This is a genomic window from Arcanobacterium urinimassiliense, assembly GCF_900119495.1.
Taxonomy (GTDB): Bacteria; Actinomycetota; Actinomycetes; order Actinomycetales; family Actinomycetaceae; genus Arcanobacterium_A; species Arcanobacterium_A urinimassiliense.
This window is the reverse complement of the sequence record NZ_LT632435.1, coordinates 1344337-1368455: the sequence shown is the minus strand read 5'-3', so window position 1 is coordinate 1368455 and position 24119 is coordinate 1344337. Positions and strand designations below refer to the sequence as shown.

Annotated in this window: 15 protein-coding genes; 5 read left to right on the top strand and 10 right to left on the bottom strand. The window is 49.2% G+C overall.

Going from position 1 to position 24119, the window contains the following annotated elements; genetic code table 11:
* Positions 1-3 precede the first annotated feature (3 nt).
* The gene (locus BQ7117_RS06130) at positions 4-2286 is read left to right on the top strand and encodes a hypothetical protein (RefSeq protein WP_073996659.1); all 2283 of its coding nucleotides are present in this window, start codon (positions 4-6) and stop codon (positions 2284-2286) included.
* 8 nt (positions 2287-2294) lie between these two features.
* Positions 2295-3227: a tetratricopeptide repeat protein gene (locus BQ7117_RS06125; RefSeq protein WP_073997027.1), complete on the top strand. Its 933-nt coding sequence runs from the start codon at positions 2295-2297 to the stop codon at positions 3225-3227.
* 138 nt (positions 3228-3365) lie between these two features.
* Here the strand turns inward: BQ7117_RS06125 and BQ7117_RS06120 are convergent, their stop codons facing one another.
* The 7 genes from BQ7117_RS06120 to glgX form a co-directional block, all read right to left on the bottom strand.
* Positions 3366-4388 (bottom strand): LacI family DNA-binding transcriptional regulator, encoded by a 1023-nt coding sequence (locus tag BQ7117_RS06120; RefSeq protein WP_073996658.1) that lies wholly within the window; start codon positions 4386-4388, stop codon positions 3366-3368.
* A 19-nt stretch (positions 4389-4407) separates the two neighbouring features.
* Positions 4408-6603, bottom strand: coding sequence for a 1,4-alpha-glucan branching protein GlgB (gene glgB, locus BQ7117_RS06115; protein WP_073996657.1), 2196 nt, complete (start codon positions 6601-6603; stop codon positions 4408-4410).
* Positions 6604-6664: 61 nt separating this feature from the next.
* On the bottom strand, positions 6665-8107 hold the full coding sequence (locus BQ7117_RS06110) for a maltokinase N-terminal cap-like domain-containing protein (protein ID WP_073996656.1): 1443 nt from the start codon (positions 8105-8107) through the stop codon (positions 6665-6667).
* Positions 8094-10226 (bottom strand): alpha-1,4-glucan--maltose-1-phosphate maltosyltransferase, encoded by a 2133-nt coding sequence (locus tag BQ7117_RS06105; RefSeq protein ID WP_073997026.1) that lies wholly within the window; start codon positions 10224-10226, stop codon positions 8094-8096. The genes BQ7117_RS06110 and BQ7117_RS06105 overlap by 14 nt, the downstream gene beginning before the upstream one ends.
* A 133-nt stretch (positions 10227-10359) precedes the next feature.
* Positions 10360-12732, bottom strand: a complete 2373-nt coding sequence (locus BQ7117_RS06100) for a glycogen/starch/alpha-glucan phosphorylase (RefSeq protein ID WP_073996655.1) — start codon at positions 12730-12732, stop codon at positions 10360-10362.
* Between the two features lie 186 nt (positions 12733-12918).
* Positions 12919-14028 (bottom strand): tryptophan--tRNA ligase, encoded by a 1110-nt coding sequence (trpS, locus tag BQ7117_RS06095; RefSeq protein ID WP_073996654.1) that lies wholly within the window; start codon positions 14026-14028, stop codon positions 12919-12921.
* Positions 14029-14133: 105 nt separating this feature from the next.
* Positions 14134-16329: a glycogen debranching protein GlgX gene (gene glgX, locus BQ7117_RS06090; protein ID WP_237563068.1), complete on the bottom strand. Its 2196-nt coding sequence runs from the start codon at positions 16327-16329 to the stop codon at positions 14134-14136.
* A gap of 195 nt (positions 16330-16524) precedes the next feature.
* Between glgX and nudC the strand changes: the two genes are divergently transcribed.
* Both nudC and BQ7117_RS06080 read left to right on the top strand, forming a co-directional pair.
* Positions 16525-17535 (top strand): NAD(+) diphosphatase, encoded by a 1011-nt coding sequence (gene nudC, locus BQ7117_RS06085; RefSeq protein ID WP_073996653.1) that lies wholly within the window; start codon positions 16525-16527, stop codon positions 17533-17535.
* Position 17536: 1 nt separating this feature from the next.
* Positions 17537-19507, top strand: coding sequence for an ATP-dependent DNA helicase UvrD2 (locus tag BQ7117_RS06080; RefSeq protein ID WP_073996652.1), 1971 nt, complete (start codon positions 17537-17539; stop codon positions 19505-19507).
* A 38-nt stretch (positions 19508-19545) separates the two neighbouring features.
* Here BQ7117_RS06080 and BQ7117_RS06075 read toward each other — a convergent pair whose 3' ends face one another.
* Both BQ7117_RS06075 and BQ7117_RS06070 read right to left on the bottom strand, forming a co-directional pair.
* A complete protein-coding gene (locus tag BQ7117_RS06075; RefSeq protein WP_073996651.1) occupies positions 19546-20523 on the bottom strand; it encodes a hypothetical protein in 978 nt (325 codons plus the stop codon).
* A gap of 158 nt (positions 20524-20681) precedes the next feature.
* On the bottom strand, positions 20682-22154 hold the full coding sequence (locus BQ7117_RS06070; protein ID WP_073996650.1) for a zinc-dependent metalloprotease: 1473 nt from the start codon (positions 22152-22154) through the stop codon (positions 20682-20684).
* 167 nt (positions 22155-22321) lie between these two features.
* Between BQ7117_RS06070 and BQ7117_RS06065 the strand changes: the two genes are divergently transcribed.
* The gene (locus tag BQ7117_RS06065) at positions 22322-23455 is read left to right on the top strand and encodes a YlbL family protein (RefSeq protein WP_084789963.1); all 1134 of its coding nucleotides are present in this window, start codon (positions 22322-22324) and stop codon (positions 23453-23455) included.
* 53 nt (positions 23456-23508) lie between these two features.
* Here the strand turns inward: BQ7117_RS06065 and BQ7117_RS06060 are convergent, their stop codons facing one another.
* Positions 23509-24045, bottom strand: a complete 537-nt coding sequence (locus BQ7117_RS06060) for a PPA1309 family protein (protein WP_073996649.1) — start codon at positions 24043-24045, stop codon at positions 23509-23511.
* Between the last annotated feature and the right edge of the window lie 74 nt (positions 24046-24119).

The following is a 24119-nucleotide window of genomic DNA, read 5'->3' as shown; positions in this document are numbered from 1 at the left end:
ACTGTGGAAAAAGCATCGATAAAGAAGATGGCCGGTATCGTCTGTGCTGTAGGCGGTTTACTGTTGGCATTGCTATTTCTTATATTGGGAATTGCCCACAGTAACGATAAAGCTCAGATGCAGGTGCCAGCAGGAGAAGGTAATTTTCTCATCACTGCTCCTGGCCTTTTGAATGAGGAAATGAGCAATCTCCATATTAAAGTTTCTGCGCCAGATGCCCAGATTATGTGGGGAATTGGCAATAGTAAAGATGTGCAATCCTATGTAGAAAATTCTCATTTTACACAAATAAAGGGAATGAAAGATGGTAAGGCGCTACTAGATACGCAGGCGGGGGATGCCGAAGTAGCCAAAAGTGACGCGGCGGCCTTAAAAGCTGGTACTTTTGCCTTGTCTGTATCCGATATGTGGTTGGAATCCGGAAAAGCCGAGAATATGGCTGATATAACCTATAAAGTTCCGGAGAAAGCTAATCGTTCTCTTATTATTGCCACTTCGCAGGCCACTACGCCAGAAATTACTATTAGCTGGAAAGTGCAGGAACGGGGATTCTCCACGATACAGCGTATTTTCTTCGGCATACTTATTTCCCTAATTGGTTTGTATTTACTCTTTAGCGACGGCACCGAGCGACAGCGTCTAGCATATTTCATTCAAAGAGAGCGGGAACGGCGCCGGAATAAAGCAACTAATGCTGCGGCAGAAACTACCGTATTGCCAGTATTCAAAGGGGATTTAGCTGATCCAGCTACCGATCGAGAAGTGCAAGTGGCTCACACTAATCATGCCTTAGGAGCTGCTATTTTGCCGAGCATTGCGAATGCGGAGCAGCTGCGGAATCGAGAGTTGGCAGCCGAAGAGCGAATTGTCATTCTCCCAGAGGATCAGCCAGAGAATCAACTAGCGGAAGATCCCGCTGGTGATACGCCCGCGAATGACTATTTAGAAACCGCAGTTGCGGTGGATAAAGAGGCAGAGCAGGTGGTATCTGATCAAGACACAGATGCGCAAGAGGTGGATAATCAAGCGGAAACTGATCAGGATACGGATGCTCAGGGTGCAGATACTTACGGAGCAGATGGCCAAGAAGTAGCTGAGCAAGATGATGAGCAGGATGCAGCTGAGCAAGTCGGCGATAAAGACGCTGATGATGAGTCAGATAAAGACGGCGGGTCTTCTGGAGAAGTGCGTAGCTGGAAAGATATGTGGAATTTCGTAGATAAAAAATTTAGTGATTCGAAATCTTCTCGTACGCAAAAAGATGCGTCGAAAAAATGGGAAAGAGTAGCGCGTAGAGTATTCCCGCTTATCTTTACTTGTGTATTTGCTGCTGCTTGTAGTGCCCCTAATTCGCTCCAGCCCGCCCCGAATGAAGCGGGAGAGACTATCCTTCCGAAAGCAAAATTTCAGAGCATAGTAGAGGCTACTGCTGGAGCAGCTGCCGAAGCCGATTCGGCTCTAGATATCAATAAACTAGGAGGGCGAATTGCTAATCCGCTGCTTGCTTATCGCAGTGCGCAATACGAATTGAAGAAAATTCGGGGTGAGAGTTGGCAGCTACCGCAATTAGTGCTCGAAAAGTCCGCAAATCCCATATTCTCTGGTGCGGCTTTTCCGCGTACAGCAGCAGTAGTAGCAGAACCGGCTGCTGGGCAAAACCTCAATACGCTCACTTTTTGGCGGCAAGCTGGCCCGCGTGGGCAGTATCAACTCTGGGGGCAGACCGGTGTATTTCCCTCGGCCAAATTGCCAAATTTACAATCTAAGCTCAACGATGTACCAGGTTTCCCGCAGGTAGAAGCAGATAAATATGCTGTAGATCCGGCGGCAGTTTTACCCGCCTATGTGGAATACAATAAGGCGCGGAAGCTGGGAGATATCAAATTTACCACGGGAGATTTGCTCTATACCGAAATTGCCGCGCAGCAGGATTCTTTGACTAGCACGGTCGGTAATTTGGGTACGGTAAAGACTACCTTTGCTCCAGGGGAGCACGGAGTAGCGGGAGTTGCCACTGAAGACGGCGGTTTAGTGATTATGGGAGAACTGCGCTATAACGTAGAAATTACCCGCACTGCCGCCGGAGCTAAATTACAGTTGCGCGGAGATATTGGGGCGATGTCTACAAAAAATAATCAAGGAGTGGTGGCGGTAGACCATCCGGTCACTGCTTCCTATGGGGTATTAGTGAGTTTCTATATTCCACCCGCAGATGCAAAGGATAAAACAGTCGGAGTAATCGGTGCTTCTATACCGACTCTATTAGGTGTGACGAAAGCAGAGTAAAAGTGGATATGAATTCTTTTTCGGGATCTTTAGCTGGCGCAGTAGATCTTTCTGGATTACAAAATAAAAGTGCGACACCGAAAGCTCCTGCCGCCGGGCAGAAAGTGCCGGGGGAGTGGATTGTAGAGGTCACGCAGAGTAATTTATCTGCCGTACTGAGTACTTCTACGCAGGTGCCAGTGGTATTGGCTTTCCATACCGCGCAGGCCTCTAATTCGGAAAAATTATTGACGCTGCTGCGCCGCTTAATATCTGATTATGCGGGGCGGTTGCAGCTAGGGATAGTGGATTGCGAAAAAGAGCGAGAAGTGGCTGCCGCCTTTGGGGTAGAAGCTTTACCGGCGGCTGCTGCTCTGTTGCAAGGCCAGCCAATTCCGCTTTTTACCGGCGTACCGGAAGAAGCAGATGTAGCGCTCACGTTAGAGAAACTGCTTGAAGCTGCAGCTAAATACGGAATTACCGGGGTATTAGACGGAGAAGATACTGCTCCAGCTGCTCCAGAAATTCCCCCTTTACACCAAGAAGGGCAAGCTGCTCTTGCGGCAAATGATTTACCGGCGGCGCGGCGAGCTTATCATGCGGCGTTAAAGGAAAATCCGCGCGACGCCGTGGCTAAATCTGCTTTGGCACAAATTGATTTATTGGAGAGAATACAAGCGCTTAATCCGCTGGGAGAACCGAGCGGGCTACAGCAAATTTTAGAAAAAGCTAATGCAGCGCCGGCGGCAGATATAAATTCTCATCTTGCTGCCGCGGATGTAGAGGTAGCGATTGGAAGACCCGAAGCGGCTTTTGCTCGACTGCTAGATAGAATAGCGGATAATACCGCCGAATCTCGTGAAGAACTGCGTAAACGGCTATTAGAGTTATTTATGGTAGTAGGTAGCGAAGATCCAACTGTGAAGCAAGCCCGGCGTGAGCTTACTAATTTGCTGTTCTAGTAATTTCCTGTTTCAGCCATACGCCGTTCTAGCTGGCTAGTTGGATAATTAGCTAGTTGGATAATTAGCTAGTTGGATAATTAGCTAGTTGGATAGTTGGTTAATTGGATAGCTAGTTAGCTAGTTAAAACAGCCATTCTAGCTGCGGTTATTTTTATTTACTGGCCCTGCTGAACTGCGCACAATTAGCTCAGAAGCAAAGCGCATAGAATTATTTATCGTATTGGTGCCTTGGATATTGGTAATTAAGGCATTAATAGCTGCTTCGGAGATAGCTTTCACCGGTTGCCGGAGAGTGGTGAGTGGCGGATCGGAGAAAGCGATAAGTGGTGAATCATCATAGCCAATTATAGATACATCTTGCGGCACGCGAATGCCCGCGTGATGGCAAAAGCGAATTGCTCCGAGTGCCATTACATCCGAACCACAAATAATTGCCGTACAGCCGCGTTTTATTAAATCTTGTGCCGCTGATTGCCCACCTTCTACGGTGAAAAGAGTAACGGCATGCATAGGAGGTATATTGGGTAAGAATTTCTGCAAGGCATCGCGATAGGCATCGGCTTTTACTTTGGCCGGTACGAAACGTAGCGGGCCAGTAGCGAGTCCAATGCGGCTATGGCCTTGAGCTATTAAATAACGCATAGCCTGGGTGACAGCAGAATAATCGTCAGCTGAAAAATCAGGGGCGTCTAACTGCGGATTTGCGCCGTTGATAGTCACAAAAGGAATACCGCGCGCAGTAATTCTTTCATATCTTTCTAAATCAGCCGTTAAATCGGCGTGGAGACCAGATACGAATATTAGGCCTGATACCCGGTGGCGCAGCATGGCCTCCACATAAGCATCTTCAGTGGTAGCTCCCGCTACTTGGGTACCAAATAGGGGAGTGTAATTCTGCATGCTCATCATGGTCTGCAGATGCTGGGCAAAGCTGGGAAAAATCGGATTGGTGAGTTCCGGCAGAATCAGGCCGATTAGCCCGCCGCCGCGCTCTCGTAGCCGCTCCGGGCGTTCGTAGCCCAATAAATCTAAAGCAGCTAGCACCGCGTGGCGAGTTTCCACCGCCACTGATCCTTTGTCATTCAGCACTCTAGATACGGTGGCAGTAGAAACTCCTGCTTGCTTAGCTAAATCTACAAGTCGAATTTTTTTCGTCATTGCTCAGTCTCAGAGATTCTTATTCTTCGCTAGCAGTTTCCTTATGCGGAGTAAAATAAACCACTCCAAACGGAGGAAGCTGCATCTTTACTGAATAGGGGCGGCCATTCCAAGTAATTTCTTCTGCCTCTAGTCTGCCCATATTTCCTACTCCGCTGCCGCCGAATTCGCAGGCATCAGAGTTGAAAATTTCATCCCAGGTGCCGCCGCTCGGTAATCCTACCCGGTAGTCATTATGTGGTATTCCGGCAAAATTACATACCGCTACTACTACTTCTTTTCCGTCTGCAGATTTACGTATATAAGAGAGCACATTATTATCTCCGTCTGATACGTCAATCCATTCGAAACCGGAATTAGTGAAATCATCTGACCAGAGAGCCGGGTGGGCTTTATACACTTCATTGAGAGCTTTTACGCAGCACATTACGCCGTCATGCCCCGGATTATCGGTAAGCCACCAATCCAAGGAACGATTATCGCTCCACTCATCAATCTGCCCGAATTCTTGCCCCATAAAGAGTAGCTGTTTACCTGGATGCGACCACTGATATCCGAAGAGTAGGCGAAGTCCAGCTAGTTTTTGCCAGTGATCTCCTGGCATCTTCGTATACAACGAACCTTTACCGTGTACGACTTCATCATGTGAAAGCGGCAGGAGGAAATGCTCCGAGAAAGCGTAGACCAGGGAGAAAGTGAGCTCCCCATGGTGCCAACGCCGATTGATGGGTTTTTCCTGCATATAACGGAGGGTGTCGTTCATCCACCCCATATTCCACTTGAGGCCGTAGCCCAGCCCGCCATTTTCCGTCAAACCGGTGACGCCACCCCAAGACGTAGATTCCTCGGCAATCATCATGATCCCCGGATGGCTGCGATAGGCAGTAGCATTTACTTCTTGAATGAAGGAAATAGCTTCGAGATTCTCCCGTCCACCGTAGATATTCGGCTGCCACTGGCCATCTTCGCGGGAGTAGTCTAGGTAGAGCATAGAAGCTACTGCATCCACGCGGATACCGTCAATATGGAATTCCTCCAGCCAATACAGCGCATTAGCCACTAAGAAATTCCGCACCTCATTGCGCCCAAAATTAAATACATACGTACCCCAATCTGGGTGTTCGCCGCGGAGCGGGTTGGGATCTTCGTAAAGCGGCGTACCGTCAAAACGAGCCAGCGCCCAATCGTCTTTAGGGAAGTGTGCTGGCACCCAATCTACGATTACGCCTATTCCCGCTTTATGCAATTCGTCGACGAGATAGCGGAAATCATCTGGGGTGCCGAAGCGTGCCGTGGGAGCGTAGTAGGAAGTCACTTGATAGCCCCAAGAAGGCCCAAAAGGATGCTCCGCTACGGGGAGAAATTCTACGTGTGTAAAACCGAGATATTTTACGTGCCCAATCAATTGGGCAGCTAGTTCGCGATAGGAAAGTCCTTTTCGCCAAGATCCGATATGTACTTCATATATAGATATCGGCCCAGAGTGAACATCCTTCGTTGTCCGTTTCTCCATCCATTCATCATCGTCCCAGACAAACTGAGAATCAGTAATCACAGAGGCAGTAGAAGGAGGTTCTTCTGTGCGCCGCGCCATCGGATCGGCTTTCTGATGCCAAGAGCCATCCTGATACTGGATTTCGAATTTATATTTTTGCCCCTCTTTAGCTCCCGGCACGAAGAGTTCCCAAATTCCCGAAGTTCCGAGGGTACGCATAGCCGAAATTTCGCCATTCCACGCATTAAAATCGCCCACTACCCGCACGGCGCGCGCATTAGCCGCCCAGACGGAAAAACTGACGCCCGTTACTTCGCCCAGTTCCGTCTGATAATCCTGTAAATGTGCGCCCAGTACTTTCCACAGTTCTTCGTGGCGTCCTTCTCCGAATAAATACTTATCTACATCGCCTACTGTGGGTAAAAAGCGATAACCATCGTCAGTTACCAGCTCATCTTCTCCGTAGGTGGCTCGGATTCGATAATCTACAATATCGGAATTTTCTAAGACAGTTACCCAAATTCCGTTGTGTTCGTGTGTAGCTGGATACTCCCCATCTGCAGTAATAATAGTTACGGAATCAGCGAGTTGGCGAATCACACGAATCGTCAGATTTTCTCCGTCCGTATGCGGCCCCAATACGTCGTGCGGGGAATGATACGCACCTTGCGAGACTGCGTATAGGACTTCAGGAGAAACGGGAATAGCTTTGGAGTTCATGGTCTTATTCTTTCATGTTTTCAAATTTACTGGGGGATAACTGAAGAACTTACACAAAAAACTAGGGATTATTCAGCAGTTTTTGTATTCCGCGAATCGGAATAGGGAGCCAGCGCGGGCGATAAGTAGCTTCGTATACTACTTCGTAAAGTGCTTTTTCCAGGAGGAGCGCGCGCAGTAAAATTTGCTCTCGCTCAGCCAAGGCTCCGTAGCCTTGGATAAACAGCTGCGTGGCTTCTTGCTCCCACGGGCCAGTGGCAGTGCTCGGGCGGCCAGCTAATTCTGCCGCTCCTGCTGCATAGGAGAAAGAGCGTAACATGCCTGCTACGTCGCGCAACGCTAATCCAGGAGCGGTGCGTTCGGCTAAAGAACGGAGTGGCTCTCCTTCAAAATCTAGCGCCACCCAGCCTCGTCCGGGTGCATTCAACACTTGCCCTAAATGAAAATCTCCATGCATTCTTTGCCGCAACGGCCAGGGTACCTGCGTGGCAGCGGTGAAAATTTCGGTGATTTTTTCGCGGTATTTTTCCAGCTCGGGAGCTTTTTCCACCGCTTTCTGCGCCTGGTTAATCCAAGTGGAATAGATATTTTCTTTTACAATTCCGTCTACTTCGGCAGTCGGGAAAATCTGTGCCAGTACGAGGTGAATATCGCGGGTAAGGCGGCCTAAAGCTATAATTTCGGCTGGATCAGCTACTTTTCCAGAAGGAAGTGCTAATTCTTCTTGGAATACTTGCCAGGCATCTTTCGCTCCGGCAATGAATTCCTGCGCCGTCATAATGGCCGCGGTGCCCGTTGGTAGTTGCATTTCTGCTGCTCCGTACTGCTTTGGCACTAATCCGGGAGCCGCTTTATCTAGCGCTTGCTGTAGCTCAATATCAGGATTAGCTCCACAGTGGGCAATGCGGAAAAGTTTTAGAATAATTCCTGCTTCGTGCGGTGTATTAGTACTAGTGTGCTCAGCTTCGGGCGCAGCTGGAAAATAATAAATAATCGAGGTATTCGATTGTTCCGAGCGCAATGGCTGTATTTTTTCAATTCCCGGCAGCCCGGCGGTACCGCCGCGGAGAGCTTGGGCAGAGATATTGCCAACCTCGCCCGGGTGTGCTGTAGCTGGGCCAGTTTCTCCGAAACAAGTTTGTAATAATGCAATTTGCCCTTGCGGATCTTCAGTAGCGTCGATTACGGCATATTTTTCTCCGCCCTGCGCCCATTCTCCTAGTAAAGCTTGGGGATTATCGGCGAGAAGTGCGGTAGCAATTGGGTATTTGCGGAAAGTTAGCGGCACTAAATAGGTGGTATTGCCACTCCGGACGTTACACAGAGCAGTAAAAGCATCTTCTTGCTTAGCTATTCCAAAAATTCCGGTAATAGCAGCTGCGGGATTTTTTCTTTCTCCCGTAAACCAGCGCCGCGCCCCTATCCAGGAATTGAGCAGTATTTCTAAATCTGCTGTACCCTCGGGGCGGATAAAATCGGCTATATTTTCTTCAGCAGTTTTCATCAGCAATCACCTGCACATTTAGAATATGAGCTACCCGGCCATGGGGGTCGAGGCGCACATAAGGATGACTATTCCAGTAGTACGTTTCTCCAGAAATCTCATCATATACTTTCAATACCGCGCCGTCATCGCTGCGTCCATGTGCTCCAAAAGCAGAAAGATCCAGGTAGAGAGTAGCTTCGCGGGAAGCATAGGGATCTAGATTTAGCACCACGAGCACGGCATCTAACTTGCCGTTATTTTCTTCCGGGCGAGCAATTTTAGAGAAACACAGAATCTTATCGTTACTGGTACCGTGAATCTGTACATTGCGTAAGCGCCGCAGGGCAATATGCCGAGCGCGGATACCGTTTAGCATCTGCAGTAAATTAGCTATGCCATTTGCTTCTGCCGCTGCGAAATCGCGCTCTTTTAACTGGTACTTCTCGTTGTCGATTTGTTCTTCAAATCCGGGGCGAGCCACATTCTCTACTAGCTCATATCCAGAATAGATACCCCAAGTAGGGGAGCCAGTCGCGGCGAGTACGGCGCGAATAGCGAAAGCGGGGAGGCCTCCCTGCTGCATATAAGGAGTAAGAATATCGTGAGTAGTCGGCCAAAAAGCAGGTCTAATTCGGTAGTCGCTCTCGTGCGATACTTCTAATAAATATTTTTCAATCTCCGTTTTTTCATTACGCCAAGCGAAATAAGTATAAGACTGATGGAATCCCAGCATGCCCAGAGTTTGCATCATCGGGGGCTGGGTAAAAGCTTCGGAAAGAAAAATTACTTCCGGATGTACCCGATGGAAGTATTCCAAAATTCGTTGCCAGAAGCACAGTGGCTTGGTATGTGGGTTATCTACTCTAAATATAGTTACCCCATGTGCCACCCAGAGCTCGAGGATGCTTTTAATTTCCTGGTAGATGCCTTCTGGATCGTTATCAAAATTGAGCGGGTAAATATCCTGGTATTTTTTCGGTGGATTTTCCGCAAAAGCAATTGTGCCATCCGCACGGGTAGTAAACCATTCTGGATGTTCCTTTAACCACGGATGATCGGGTGAACACTGCAAGGCAATATCTAGCGCGACTTCCATACCTAGCTCATTCGCCCGGGCCACAAAAGCATCAAAATCAGCAAAATTCCCTAAATCGGGGTTAATTGCATCATGCCCGCCCTCGGCGCTGCCAATTGCATAAGGAGAACCGGGGTCGTCCGGGCCGGCAATCAAGGAATTATTTTTACCCTTCCGATTGGTAGTGCCAATTGGGTGTACCGGCGTCAGATAGACGACGTCAAACCCCATATCAGCAATCCGATCCAAACCAGCGCGTGCAGTTTGTAGAGTACCGGAAATCCACTTTTGCTGTTGCTTATCGAAGTGGGCTCCCACAGTGCGCGGGAAAATCTCATACCAGGAGCCTACGAGAGCTCGTTCTCTATCTACCTGCAGCGGGAACTGTGCAGAAGTAGAAATAAAATCGCGCAGCGGATAGCGGGAGAGTGCTTCTTGCACAGCTGCGGATGTGGCGGCCGCATAGCGCTGGAGTGCGGGAGTGCGCTTTTTATTGACTATTTCTAAGGCTTGCCGCAAAGTTTGCCGCTCGGCAGATCCCCGTGGCATATTCTTCATAGCTCTATTTAAGACGGCGGCGGCCTCGAGCAGCACTAAAGGCACATCCATATCCGCATTAATTTTAATTTCCGCATCGTGATGCCAAGTAGCATAAGGATCTGACCAGGCACGTACAAAAAATTTCCATTCGCCCGGATAAGTTGGCCGGAGCCATCCCTCATGCCGGCGCAGCCCAGGAGCGATATCGACCATCGGCGCAGTGGCCACTTCTTCGCCAGCGGGATTCACGAGCACGCATTCACAGCCGAATTGATCGTGGCCTTCTCGGAAGATAGTGGCGCGAATCGGAATAGATTCATTTTCTACCGCTTTTGCTGGAAGTGCTCCGTTTTCTAAAGCGGGGTATACATTCGTTATGGGAATTCGGCCAATACGGTAGTAGGGGGCAGGTTGCTGGGCAGGCGGAGAAACTGGCGCAGATTTACGAGTGTTTTCTCGATTATTTTTTCTGCTTTTGGATGGCTGCGGAGAAGTAGTTTTCGCTGCCGTCTTTTTCACCATGGTATCCACCTTCACTGCCCAAAATATCTTGTGAACTGCGCTACTGATTCTATTTATAGTATTCCAGAAGCCTAACGCTTTAGGAAATGGAAATTTCGAAATGCGCTAGGCTTCTGGAATAGAAATTATGGATTTAGATAGCGGAAGGAGAAATCTTCCAAACTTCTTCCGCATAGTCACTGATGGTGCGATCGGAAGAGAAACGCCCAGATTCGACGATATTCTTCCAGCACATCTGGGCCCAATGCCGCCGATCACTATAGAAATCTGCGGCCATCTGGTCGCGAGTTTCCCGATAATCAGCAAAATCACCGAGCACGTAGTACACATCGGCTTCTTCCCACCCGTTGGATTCGAGGAGGGAAAGCTGCAAATCATGGAAAATGCCGGTACCTTCATCACTGAGAGTGCCATCGGTAAAGGCATCTAGCACGCGGCGCAGTCCCGGAGTTTCTTCTGCCACAGCTTGTGGATTGTATCCACGGCGTAGCTCAGGCAAATCTTCCTCTAGAGCTCCGAAAATATAGGCATTTTCTTTTCCTACTGCTTCGGCTATCTCCACATTGGCTCCGTCCATTGTGCCTAAAGTGAGCGCGCCGTTCATCATGAACTTCATATTGGAAGTACCAGAAGCTTCTTTTCCAGCTGTGGAGATTTGCTCCGATACATCTGCAGCAGGAATGATGTGCTCAGCTGGTGATACGTTGTAGTTTTCCACAAATACCACTTTTATAGTCTGAGATACCACTGGATCATTATTGACCAGTTTGGCAATTTCATTCAACAACTTGATAATCGCCTTCGCCCGTACATAGCCGGGAGCGGCTTTAGCTCCGAAAATAAATACGCGCGGTGGGAATTTTTGTTCCGGATTATCTTTGATGCGGAAATACAAATCCAGAATGTACAATCCGTTCATTAATTGCCGCTTATATTCGTGCAATCTCTTAATCTGTACATCGTAGATAGCTTCTGGATTAATTTCGATACCTTGCCGCTGCTTAATCCACTTCGCAAAATCGCGCTTATTGGCTGCTTTTATTTCATTCAGCCGCGTGAGCACAGTGTCGTCTTCTAGGTAGCTTTCCAAGCTCTGGAGCTTATCGAGATCGCGTACCCAAGAATCGTTGCCAATTAGTTCCGTAAGTAGCTGCGAAAGCCGCGGATTACATAAATCGAGCCAGCGGCGGGGAGTCACTCCGTTTGTCTTATTATTGAACTTCTCGGGCCAGATATCGTGCCAATCGTGGAGCGTATCCCGCTTGAGAATTTCGGTGTGCAGCGCTGCCACGCCATTGATTGAATACGAGGCATAGCAGGCAATCCACGCCATATGCACCATATTCCCGCTCACGGGAGCCATGTAGTCAATCTTTCCGGGATGGTAGCCGGCAGCTGCTAATTCGGAGCGGAAACGATTATCGATTTCGTAAATGATTTCCATAATGCGCGGGAAGAGCCGCTCGAAAATAGATATTTCCCAAGTTTCTAGCGCTTCAGCTAATACGGTGTGATTAGTGTAGGCGAAGCTGTGGCTGACGATATCCCAAGCCTCTTCCCAGGTCATATTGTGCTCATCGAGCAAAATACGCATCAATTCTGGAATTGCCAGCACCGGGTGGGTGTCGTTGAGCTGCATGCAGTTGTACTTAGCGAAGTCTTTGAGGCTGCCGCGCTCTTTCAACTCATTTTCCACAATAGCTTGGAGGGAGGCAGAGCAGAAGAAGTACTGCTGGCGTACCCGGAGTACTTTTCCTTCGAAAGTGGAATCATTCGGGTAGAGTACGCGGCAAATATCATTTACGCGCTCCCGCTCTACAATTGCTTCGGTAAATTTTTGCGAATTGAAAGCGTTGTAATCGAAATCTTCCAGTGGCTCTGATTTCCACAGCCGCAAGGTATTCACGTTCTTCGTGCCATATCCGGTAATAGGCATATCGTAGGGGATAGCGCGCACTACTAAATCGTTGTAGCGCACCAGCTTCTGCTCTTCTTCTCGGCGAATGACGAAGGGGTAGCCCTCTTCCATCCACGCGTCCGGCTTTTCTTCCTGGTAGCCGTTTTCAAAATACTGTTTGAACAAGCCGTAGCGGTAAAGGATTCCATATCCGCGCACAGGTAAATTCAGGGTGGCGCAAGAATCAAGGAAGCAAGCTGCTAATCTTCCCAAGCCGCCATTTCCAAGTGCTGCATCGTATTCGGCGTCTAAGACATTGCTTAAATCTTGCCCATAATTTTCGAGTGCGGCACGGGTATCTGCAATAAGCCCCAAATTATTGAGGTTATTGAGCATTGCTCGCCCCATTAAAAACTCTGCCGAGAAATAATGTTGCATCCGCCCGGAATTGTAGGTCTTCTCAGTTTTTTCCCAAGAATCCGCCAATTTTGCCACAATCGCATTCGCGGTAGCGGTCCAGTACTCCATATCTGTACCTGCAGCAGGGGTGCGCCCAGAAACAGTACGGATTTGTTGGCCAATGGCGGAGGTAGTATCAACGTTAGTCATGACTCTCCTTGCAATCAGAAGGCAATCAATACCTTTTGGCATAAATTTGCCTAAGCTGTCACTGCAAGCATATACGAGAAAGAGCTTTCTACAAAGCCTTGTTCTTGCAAAAAATTACGTAAAGAAAATCTAAGCCCCTGCAAGTAGCTTTAAATTAATGAAAAATTTTACATAAAAATTTTCGGATTAGAAATATACCATATTTAAGGCGCGGTGTACTTGCCCCAAAGTAGCTTGGGCTTGTTCCCGGGCCTTTTCCACTCCGCGCTGCAAAATTTCTTCTAGATATTGCGGATTTTGGGCATACTCAGCTCGCCGAGCACGAATTGGGGCAAAATGCTCATTAATTGCTTCCGTGGTCATCTTCTTTAGCGCCCCGCCGCCGCCATCGCCAATTTCTGCTGCGAGTTCTTGGGGATCTCTGCCACTGGCTAAAGCGGTAAGGAGAAGTAAATTCGCCACTTCCGGGCGATTTACCGGATCGTAGGTGATATGGCGATCGGAATCCGTCACCGCTTTGCGAATACGCTGGGCAGTTTCATCGGCGCTCATGCCGATTTCAATGGTATTGCCGCGCGATTTACTCATCTTTTTCCCATCGAGTCCTAGCACCGTTTCCGCTTCGGAAAGTAAAGCCTGGGGGCGCGCAAAAATTCGCGCCTCTTCTGAGCCATCGGTATAGCGTTTATGGAAACGATCAACGATTAGGCGCGCCTGTTCCAAGTGGGGAAGCTGATCTTTTCCTACCGGCACTACATTTGCTTTGCAGAAGAGAATATCGGCAGCTTGATGTACCGGATAAGTGAGTAATAAACCACTTAGCGCCCGCCCTTCGGTAGCTTCGTGTTCTGCTTTCACCGTCGGGTTGCGGCGTAATTCTCCGTCGCTCACTAAAGAGAGAAACGGAAGGAGTAATTCATTTAATTCCGGTATTTGCGAATGAGCAAAGAAAGTGGTCTGCTCCGGATCCATACCGATTGCTAAGTAGTCAGTAAGCAGTGAATAGACGCGCTCGCGAATTGGCCCGACGCCGTCGCGATCAGTGATCACTTGGTAATCGGCAATCAATACCCAAGTGTCTACTCCTTGTTGCTGCAGATTAAGGCGATTGAGCAAGGAGCCAAAATAGTGGCCAATATGCAGATTCCCAGTAGGTCTATCTCCCGTGAGTACTCGGAAAGAGGAAGGGTCTTTGGCTATAGCTGCCTTTATTTTTTCACTTACGCGATGTGCCTGCGCCAAAGAGGCAGCGGAAGTAGCGTCTTCGAGAGCAGTAGCTGAATCTTGCGCACTCATAATTCGATTCTCTTTCCTGAAATAAATAACTTGCCATCCCAATTTTGCCTATATGGCATTTACCCACGGTGATGTGCTCTTGGGTAGTCCGCCCTCATATTATCCTTACTCCGGGGGAGAAGTGAAATATAAGCGGAGAGAAAGTGCTTCTTGCGCACTAGAGCTGCCCGGCGCATAAGCAATATGCTCTTGCTGGGGATTTTCCCATTCGGAGCTCCAAACCAAAGTGAAATCTTTGCCTTGCCCTTGCGGGAGGGTAATTTCTTGTGCAGTGAGATTACCATTTAGCACCAGCAAGGCATCTCCATCGGCTTTGCCGCCGGCGCGCAGCATTTGCAGGGTGCGGATAGAATTATCGAACCAACTGTATTCTTCCATTGGTTGTCCATCTTTATTAAACCACTCTAAATCGCGTACCTCGCCTTCGGAAATAGCTTCGCCGGTGTAGAAAACCTGGGGGCGCAACACCGGATGCTGGCGGCGTAGTTCCGTTAAATAAGCCACGGTGGCAGTGATATTTTCCCAATCGGGGTCGATATCCCAATTTAGCCACGAAATAGGGGAATTTTGGCAGTAAGCATTATTGTTTCCTAGTTGTGTTTTCCCTATTTCATCTCCAGCGGTAATCATCGGAGTGCCCGCCGAGAGTAGCAGCGAGCCGAAAAGATTGCGAATAGTTTTTTGGCGATTCTTTTGGATTTCCCGGTTGGTGGTATCGCCTTCGATGCCGTGGTTCCACGCGAGATTGTTGCCAGTGCCGTCTTTATTATCTTCTTTGTTCAGTTCATTGTGTTTGTCGTTATAAGACACCAAATCGCGCATTGTGAAGCCATCATGCGCCGTAATGAAATTAATCGAAGCATAGATTCCGCGCCCGCCCGGTACCCGACCGCGGCCGAAAAGATCGGCAGAGCCGGAAAGGCGCGTAGCTAAATCGCGTAAATCTGTGCCGGGGGTGCCAGCGGTAATTGCGCGCGGTTGGGCTACCCAGAAAGAGCGCAGAGAATCACGGAAGCGGTCGTTCCAATCTGCGGTGGGAATCGGGAATCCGCCAGTCTGCCAGCCGCCGTAGCCAATATCCCACGGTTCATTAATTAGTTTTACGCTAGAGAGTATGGGGTCGCTGGCCATGGCCACGTACAAGGGGTGATTGTGGTTAAAAGAATCGCCTTCGCGCCCTAAGGTGACGGCTAAATCAAAACGAAAACCGTCTACTCCCACTACTTCTACCCAATAGCGCAGCGAATCTAGCGTCATTTTTATTACGGTGTCGCGCCGAAAATCTAAAGAATTTCCACAACCGGTGGTGTCTTTTAGCACTCCCGGATGGTGAGAATCGTGGCGATAGTAGCCAGTATTATCTAAACCGCGCCACGAGAGGGAAGGCCCGTCTTTTCCGCCTTCGCAAGTGTGGTTGTAGACGACGTCAAGAATTACCTCAATCCCGGCGGTGTGGAGTAGTTCTACCATGCCTTTTATTTCTGCGAGAATCGCCAATGGCCCAGCGGCCTGCGCAGCGGCAGAAGCGTAGGAGGGTTCAGGGGCGAAAAAAGAAAGCGTATTGTAGCCCCAGTAATTTTCTAAACCACGCTGCGCTAAGAAAGGCTCGCTAAATTTAGCGTGAATCGGGAGTAATTCGAGTGCCGTGACGCCGATTCTTTTTAGGTGGGCGATGGTGGCGGGGTGGGCGGCTCCCGCATAAGTGCCGCGCAGCTCCGGAGGTACTCCGGGTAGATTTTTCGTCAATCCCACTACATGCGCTTCGTAAATAACGGTGTCGTTCCAAGGAATACGCGGATGGGAATCGACTTTTTCGTCGGGGGGAGTGACCATGCCTAAGGCGGCAAAAGGCGCTGAATCGCGCTTATCGGCCTGCATATCCGGATTAGGAATAAAGTGCTTATCTACAGTTTTCCCATATAGCGCCGGGTGTAGAGTGGGTGTCTGCGCCAAAACGCGCGCATAGGGGTCGAGGAGTACTTTTGCTGGATTGTAGAGCATTCCAGAATCTGGATCCCAGTGCCCGAAGACGCGAAAACCGTAGCGGGCTCCTACCGATATTCCCGGTATATGCCCTGCCCATAGGCCGTGCAATTGACGATGTAGCGAAAAAGATTCTGTGCATTGGCCGTTTGGGGAGAAAAAGCAAATCTCTACTTTTTTTGCTAACCCAGCGTACACGGCTACATCGATGCCATCTCCTACTAGATGAGCTCCTTCGCGTAGCGGGTATGCGCGCGGCGGGGCGGCCCAACTGGAAGACTGTGAGATAAAATCAGCTACTTCCAAATCTTTTTCCACAAGGTTCACTGTATTATTCTGGCAGTTTATTCTCTAGATTTCATAATTTAAGAAAAACACCACTGCTTTAACTGGGAATTTTCGCGCTAGAATACCCTTAAGAGGAGCGGCGAGATAAGAAAACGGAGAATCTTTAGAAGTAGAGGTATTAAACCAGCGCGAAATCTTGGAGAACTGAGGGAGAGTTTAGGAAATATGGATTTTGTATTAGGAAGAGCTAAAGCTTTTCGAGATGCTCTCCGGCGGGCTGATCCGGCGTATTTACAAAATATGTGCTCTGCCCAGGCTGCTCGATTTTTAGTTACCGATGAAAATAAAATTGCTCTGCTCGCTGCGCCTTCTGCGCAGAACTCAGAAGCAGAAGTAAGTAGTGGAGCAGAAGTAAACGCCAAAGGCGCTGCGCCGCGCCAGTTACTTTTACTCTCTCATTCGCAAGTTCCTTCGGAAATTGCCGCTCAAGCTAACTATCTCGGTATTTATTCGCAAACTCCCTACTTCGGTATTGAGCTGGGGAGATTGACGGCAGTAGAAAATAATTCGGCCGCGCCGTCTCTTGCTGCAAATATTCCGCCGCTCGTTCTTCCTCCGCATAGTGAATTTCTACCTCTTTATACGGTGGGCCCGAAATTGAGCGATTTAGAAGTGGGCTTAGCTACCGCGCAAATCGCGCTCGGTAATTGGCAATTGAGTCAAAAATATTGCAGTATCTGTGCCGCTCCTACTTTTTTCCAAAACGGCGGCTGGGAGGCGCATTGCGCGCGCGGGCATATTATTTTCCCGCGTACTGATCCGGCGGTGATCGTAGGGGTATTAGATGCACAAGATCGCCTACTTTTAGGGCGGAAGGCCGGGTGGGATAAGCGGCGTTTTTCGGCTCTAGCTGGTTTTATCGAGGCGGGAGAAACCGCCGAAATGGCAGTAGTGCGCGAAGTGCAAGAAGAAGCAGGTATTGCGGTTGAAGATGTGCAATATCTGAGCACACAGCCTTGGCCTTTTCCGCGTTCGCTTATGCTGGTTTATACGGCGCGCACCTGCGATTTCGCTCCGGAGATAAAGGTAGACGGAGAAGAAATAGTGGAAGCGCATTTCTTTACGCGTCAAGAGTTACAGCAAAAGATAGCAGATGGAGAGGTAACTTTACCGAGTCGGAGCGGAGCGGTACACGTAATTTTACGTGCTTGGTATGCGGGGCAAGAAGAGGCCTGAAATGCCACCGGATAATCTTTTAGCGCAGTTAGATGAGAATCAAAAGCAGGTGGCCACCTATTTCTCTGGGCCGCTCTGCGTAGCTGCCGGTGCCGGCACCGGCAAGACGCGCGCTATCACTTATCGTCTCGCTTATGCAGTAGAGCAGCAAATATATCGCCCGCAACACATCTTGGCCGTCACCTTTACTTCGCGTGCGGCAGGGGAGATGCGCGCGCGTTTGCGTACCCTCGGGGTAGGGCAAATTACGGCACGTACTTTCCACTCGGCGGCTCTAGCGCAGCTTCGGTATTTTTGGCCGCAAGCTATTGGTGGTTACGTGCCAGAAATTAAAGAAAATAAATTTGCGTTAGTCGCCGGAGCAGCTACGCAGCTGGGTCTGCCTACCGACCTTCCCTCGGTAAAAGATTTTGCGCAAGAGATTGAATGGTCAAAAGTTAGTCTAATAACTCCCGCGGATTATCCTGATCAAGCGCGGCAAAATGGGCGCGAGGGAATTGGGGGGCAGAGCCCAGAAAAGCTCGCAGAGTTAATAACCGCCTATGAAGAGGTAAAGTGCGAGCGCGGAGTAATAGATTTCGAAGATATTATTCTCACCCTCATCGGAATGCTGCGCGATAGAAAAGATATTCGCGATTTAGTGCGCGCTCGTTATCGGCATTTCGTGGTAGATGAATATCAGGATATTTCTCCTATGCAGCATCGACTTTTGCAGTTATGGCTGGGAGATAGCAGAGATATTTGCGTAGTGGGTGATGTATCGCAGACTATTTATTCGTTTGCGGGGGCGAGTGCTGCATATTTAGCTAATTTCGCGCGGGAATTTCCGACCGCTAAGCGGCTAGTTTTAAATAAAAACTATCGTTCTACTGCGCCGGTAATTAGTTTAGCGAATCGTATAAGCAGTGTTGAATCGCTGCCGGGCTCCGTCTCTCTAGAGGCTATTCGCCCAGATAGTGGGCAGGTTTACTGGAAGAAATACCGCGACGCCAGCGCGGAAGCAGCCGGAGTAGCGGAAAAAATTACAGCTTTGCTCCGGGCAGGAGAAGCTCCTGCTAATATCGCGGTGCTCTATCGCATTAATGCGCAGTCGGCAGTATTTGAAAATGCTTTGCGGGAAGCGGGAATTCCTTACGTAGTAAAAGGTAATGTACGATTTTTTGAACGTCGAGAAATAAAAGAAGCAATGATTAGCCTGCGAGCTGAAGCTAAGACAGCGGGTGACCAGCCACTTCCACAGTTTTTAGACGCGGCTTTCTACAATTTAGGCTGGCGCCCAGAACCTCCAGCGCAGCAGGGGGCGGCGCGAGAAAAATGGGAATCTTTGCGAGCTTTGGCGGAAATTGGCCGGCAAATTTGGGAAAGCCGGCGCGGAAGCGTAGCGGATTTTCTGGCGGAGCTAGCAGAAAGAGCTGAGTATCAGTACGACCCGCAGTTGCAATCGGTAGTGCTTTCCACCATACATGCCGCAAAAGGTTTGGAGTGGCGGCAAGTATTTTTAGCCGGAGTGCAGGAAGGATTGCTGCCACTTACGCACGCTGGGAGCGAGGAAGAAATAACGGAAGAGCGTCGCTTACTCTACGTGGGTATCACTCGCGCGCGCGATAATCTCTATATTTCCTATGCGGAGAAAAACGGGAGCGACCGCGGGAATTGTTCCCGCTTCTTAGCTGATATTTGGCTGCGCTCTACGAACGCTAGGCAAGTGCGCCCGACTGCTTCTGCCGTGGCCACTCCCTTGAGCCCAGCTGCGGAAAAACTTTTCCAAAGTTTGCGAGCGTGGCGGAAAGAAACTGCGCAAAAAACGGGGCGGGCAGAATATCAGATACTCAGTGATACTTCGCTGCGGCAAATCAGTAAGCAGCAGCCGCAAAATTTATTTGAGTTGAGCCAGGTAGCGGGAATCGGTAAGAAACGCCTCGCCACCTATGGGGTAGAGATTCTTCACTTGCTAAATTCTTTGGATAGTTAGTGTGCGGCTTTACGCAGCTAGTGTGCAGTTTTAGCTAGCTAGTGTGCAGTGAGATGAGCTGGTTGGCAGCCGCACTCTGGATGCGGAGGCACCGAAATAAGCTGTACTTTTTCCGGAGCGGGAGGAATTTTCCAGACGGCGTAGCGAATTTGGGTGGTATGAAAATCTATTAAATTCAGTAGCTCTCTCCCCGCTAAGCTGGCAGCTAACTGCAGACTGCTCATTTCTGGCACTACCGGCCGCCCGTGTAGAGCCTGTGGTACTAACTTTGGCCAGTTCTGATCAGCTGCGCAGCGGTGCTGATAGAAGCAGTTGGCGCAAGTGCCCAGATGGGGGCTGCAGAGAGTGCCGATATAAATATCTAATTCTTCTACCCAGCACTGTAAGCAGGTAACTCCACGCGCTAAGTATTCGCCTACTACTATCGGGTCTAAAGTGTGCGAGCCAGATAGCACCACGATATCTGGTAAAAATTCAGAATCTTTTTTGTTTGAAAATGCGATATGTGGATTAATCTGCCGCAAAATAGTGGTAATTCCATGTATGCGCGGCAGGCCAAAGAATTGGGCTTGCAATTGGAAATGGTCAAATTCTCCTATTTTTTGCATATCCGTAGAGTTGAGAAAATTAATTCCTGCCGCCGCTAAATACATAGCGATAGAGCACCCTAGCTGGTCAAGGCGGGGTAGAGAAATTTTTATTTTTTCGCGATGGGTAGGTAGCTTGCGGTGTAGGCGTTCCCAAGCTAGTCCGTCAGTTATAGCCGGCTTCTCTTCGTTTAAAAGCTCATTTTCTTTAAGCATCTCTAAAATATCTTGGAGACGTGCCTCCGAAATGCCTCGCTTTGCCGCCAGTCTTCTTATCTCAGAAAGGGTATGTGGAATAGTGAGCATATCTATAAGTTGTAGCTCGGCTCGGTTATAAGTAGCTAACTCTACTTTTCGCCGTGTATCTAATCCTATCTGTGCTTGCTGGGGGCTTACCCAGTAGAATCCGATCCCCGGGGTGATATGCATGGCGGCTCCTTTGCGAAATACTTAGTTCAGGGTGTATCTCGACTCTAAAGAGCTTTGCTGGTGGCGGTAAAAAGTATCCGCAACTGTGGAAAAGAAACTATACGTAAAACGAAAAAGAGGATAATTCCGCAATTAGCGGCGGGATTTTACCTAGCTACTTATTCCGCAGAGTCAGGGGTAGCGGAGGAATCGGAATTATCAGGTTTATCAGTAGAACCGGGAGCGCCGGGAGAAGTGGGCGGCATAAATTTTGGTTCATGCGGTACTTCTCCCGTGTTTTGCGGGTTCTCGCTGAAAAGATCGGCGAGGAAAGAATCCAGTTCGGCTTCGATATCGGTATTTTTTTCTTGGGCGAAGAAACTTTCCGGGTCAGCCAAATCTGCCGCAGTGGGCAGTAAATCTGGGTGCTGCCAGAGGGCGTCGCGCTCAGCAATGCCGAGTTTCTGCTCTGCCATTTGCCAAAAAGTAATCGAATTTCGCAGTTGCCGCGGTGCCATCTCCATTCCTAGCTGGGCTTCCCAGACGTGCTTAGCCGGATTGTCGGTGGCGTAGCGGCGATTAAACATTTCCCGTAAAGGTACTGCATTAGGTAAATGAGGTGCTACGGCGCGCGCGGATACTTCCGATACCCAACCTTCTATTAAAGAAAGGAGGTGTTCGAGGCGCTCTAGTGCATCTTCTTGGGCCGGGCTGAGCCCGAGTGAAAAGATGCCGTCTAAATCAATTTCTTGGATAGCCTGGGGGTTGTCCAGGCTAATATCGCGAATCTTATCTTCTATGGCGCTAGTATCTATTTCGATTCCTTGGGCGAATTCTGCCACTGTGTCTAAGACGCGGGCTCGTAGCCACGGTACCCCAGTATAGAGCCGGGCAGCAGCTACTTCGCGTACTGCAATATAGCTGAGTATTTCGCTAGCGGGTACCTCTAAATCTTTTGAGAATTCGGCAATATTGGCTGGTACTAGGGCAGCAGTGGAACCTTCGGTGAGCGGCAGGCCCGTATCGGTAGATCCAAAGGAAGAAGCAGCTAAATCTGCCAGAGCACTTCCGTACTGCATTCCCAGCATCGAGGCCGTGATATTCTGCAGCAGCGAATCAGTGTTTGGAAGTAGGTTACGCATCTCTTCCGGAGCATATTCGATTTGCGCAGTAAAAGATTCTCCGAAGGCGCGCGCAATATTTTCTCCTACTGGATCGAGGAGGCGCTTAAAAGTGGGCAGAGAATGGGCAATCCAATCTAGCCGCGTCCACGCCATATTCGGGCCGGAGAGTGGATTGATTTCACTCGCTGCATCTAGCCAGAGCGAGGCGGCGCGCAGAGCTTGCCGAGCTGTTTCTGCTTCGCCGGCGGTAAGTTTATCCAGTTTTTGCTGAGTTATTCTTTCGCGGGCTACTTTTTCTGCGATATTCCAGTTGACGGCGCCGGCGCCAGAGGAGCCTAACATTTGTTGAATCTGCTGGGTAATAAGAGTGAAATTTTCATTGCTAAATATGTCCGGCAGTGCTCCCGGATTTATGCCTTGCCCATGCAAAGCCTGTAGCATCTCTTCGGCGGCCGCGTCTCCCAGTACAGCGCGCAGCATTTTTTCCCAATCGGGCTTGCCTGGCTCATCAGGGGAAAATTCACTCATTTTTACCTCCTAGGATCCTTCCTCAGGTAAGTCTTTCACAAATCTAATCTATAAGAATAATTCTCCGCGAGTAGCGAACTGCAGAGCCGGCGGTTTTGGTAGAGTAGAAAATCATTATGGAATCAGCCTGCGGAATGAGAATGCAGAAGAGGAATAGAGAAAGCGCAATGAGAAGAATAGATCTACGAGATAGTCGGCAGCGGATAAAGCTGGCGGCAGTGGTGTTTATTGTGCTGATAGCGCTGGGAATGGTAATTCCCTCTGGTTACGTAGTAGCTTCTGCTGGCCCCGCTATAAATGTAAATTCTTCGGTAGAAAACAAAGAAGTAGTGGAAATTAAAAAGGCGCAGACCTATCCGAGTGATACGCGGTTATTAATGACGACGGTGGCTGCGCAAGGCACAGCAGATAGAGGAGTGCTGGGGGCGCAGGCTTGGTATGCGTTATTACGTAAAAATAAGCAGCTCTTGCCGGTAGAGGTAATGTATCCGCAGAATTTAAATGCCGATGAGTACAAAGAGCAGAATAAAGAATTGATGGAGTTCTCTCAAGATTCTGCGGCTCTTATTGCTTTTGAATTAGCTGGATATAAAGTATCGATGCAGATAAAAGTAGTAGGAGTAGATCCGAATAATCCTTCCGGCAAAGTCCTCAAAGAGGGCGATATTATCAAGGGAATGAAAATTTTCCCCCAGGACTCCTACTACGAGCTGAAGACCCAAAATGAACTTTCCACGGTGATAGATAGAGTTCCGCCGAACACTACCCTCTATTTCCAAATCGTGCGGGATGGAAAAGAGCAGGAAGTACAGTTCGAAACAATTCCGTACAAGAAAGACGCCACCGGTTGGGTACATCCGGGTTCGCTGCTCGGAGTGAGTATTGAAGCGATTAACGTCAAGATACCGGCGACGGTGAATTATTTACTGAAAGATATTGGTGGGCCGAGTGCAGGGAATATGTTTGCGCTGGCTATATACGATAAACTCACCAAAGGTTCGCTCGGCGGAGGGCATACTATCGCCGGTACGGGTACGGTAGCTTGGGATGGCGATGTGGGGCCAATCGGAGGTATTACTCATAAAATGCGGGGAGCCGCTGCCGAAGGGGCGCGTGATTTCCTAGCTCCTGCTCTGAACTGTGCCGAAACTATCGGATATGAGCCGCCGGGAATGCGCGTATGGGCAATACGCAATACGCAGGAATCTATCTTGGCGGTGGCAGAAATTGCGCAAGGAAATACGGAAAAGCTCACTAGTTGCCGAGATTTAGTTAAAAAGCAGCAGCAGGCGCGCCCTTAGTCTGGAAACGCCTCTTTTCTTTAGCCAAGAAACGCCCCGCTTGGAAAACGATCTCAGTCTTGAAAAGTCTGTGCTAAAGCTTGAGTGATTCCGGGGGCTAATTCGGCGCCGGAAAGTACCATCTTCTCGGTGTCATAGGCACGGAGGCGGATAATACACCAAGCATCTCCAGAGCGAGTGACGCTAGCAGTGATGCGTGCTTCTTGTTTATCAGGATGATTTTCGAGAGCTTTTAAGGCTGCTTGCGGATCTTTCGGTAATTTTGCTTCGGCGGCCGGCGGCAATAAAATTCGCTCTACAGTTAGGGCGGCGCCATCGACCGTATCCGGCCAGGCAATTTGCGCCAATAATTCTCCAATTCCGGCTGCTGCCGGTAGGTTTTCTTGCTCAATCGAGAGCATAGCTTGTGGCGAGTTCAAATCTTCGCTGTTTACTCCCGGTGGTAAATCAGCTTTTAAAGCGGGATTTTCTGCCAAGGCTTTCTGCGCTTGCACCAATGCAAATAGATGTATCTGCCCGTCCCAGCCGCCGCGAGCTACATATTTATCTATTTCCCGCGCCGTGGCTTCTAAAGAATTAATTGCGTCCATGATTCTATATTGGCATAAGCAGTTGCCCGGCCTCACTTTTTCGCTCTGGGCGCTTTTTTCACCTTCGTCTTCTC

What these genes read in the sequence shown, in the direction of transcription:
- BQ7117_RS06125 (WP_073997027.1), top strand. Translation starts at nt 2,295, where the DNA reads ATGAATTCTTTTTCGGGATCTTTAGCTGGCGCAGTAGATCTTTCTGGA.
- trpS (WP_073996654.1), bottom strand. Translation starts at nt 14,028, where the DNA reads ATGAGTGCGCAAGATTCAGCTACTGCTCTCGAAGACGCTACTTCCGCT.
- glgB (WP_073996657.1), bottom strand. Translation starts at nt 6,603, where the DNA reads ATGAACTCCAAAGCTATTCCCGTTTCTCCTGAAGTCCTATACGCAGTC.
- nudC (WP_073996653.1), top strand. Translation starts at nt 16,525, where the DNA reads ATGGATTTTGTATTAGGAAGAGCTAAAGCTTTTCGAGATGCTCTCCGG.
- BQ7117_RS06120 (WP_073996658.1), bottom strand. Translation starts at nt 4,388, where the DNA reads ATGACGAAAAAAATTCGACTTGTAGATTTAGCTAAGCAAGCAGGAGTT.
- BQ7117_RS06065 (WP_084789963.1), top strand. Translation starts at nt 22,322, where the DNA reads ATGAGAAGAATAGATCTACGAGATAGTCGGCAGCGGATAAAGCTGGCG.
- BQ7117_RS06070 (WP_073996650.1), bottom strand. Translation starts at nt 22,154, where the DNA reads ATGAGTGAATTTTCCCCTGATGAGCCAGGCAAGCCCGATTGGGAAAAA.
- BQ7117_RS06110 (WP_073996656.1), bottom strand. Translation starts at nt 8,107, where the DNA reads ATGAAAACTGCTGAAGAAAATATAGCCGATTTTATCCGCCCCGAGGGT.
- BQ7117_RS06100 (WP_073996655.1), bottom strand. Translation starts at nt 12,732, where the DNA reads ATGACTAACGTTGATACTACCTCCGCCATTGGCCAACAAATCCGTACT.
- BQ7117_RS06060 (WP_073996649.1), bottom strand. Translation starts at nt 24,045, where the DNA reads ATGGACGCAATTAATTCTTTAGAAGCCACGGCGCGGGAAATAGATAAA.
- BQ7117_RS06080 (WP_073996652.1), top strand. Translation starts at nt 17,537, where the DNA reads ATGCCACCGGATAATCTTTTAGCGCAGTTAGATGAGAATCAAAAGCAG.
- BQ7117_RS06105 (WP_073997026.1), bottom strand. Translation starts at nt 10,226, where the DNA reads ATGGTGAAAAAGACGGCAGCGAAAACTACTTCTCCGCAGCCATCCAAA.
- BQ7117_RS06075 (WP_073996651.1), bottom strand. Translation starts at nt 20,523, where the DNA reads ATGCATATCACCCCGGGGATCGGATTCTACTGGGTAAGCCCCCAGCAA.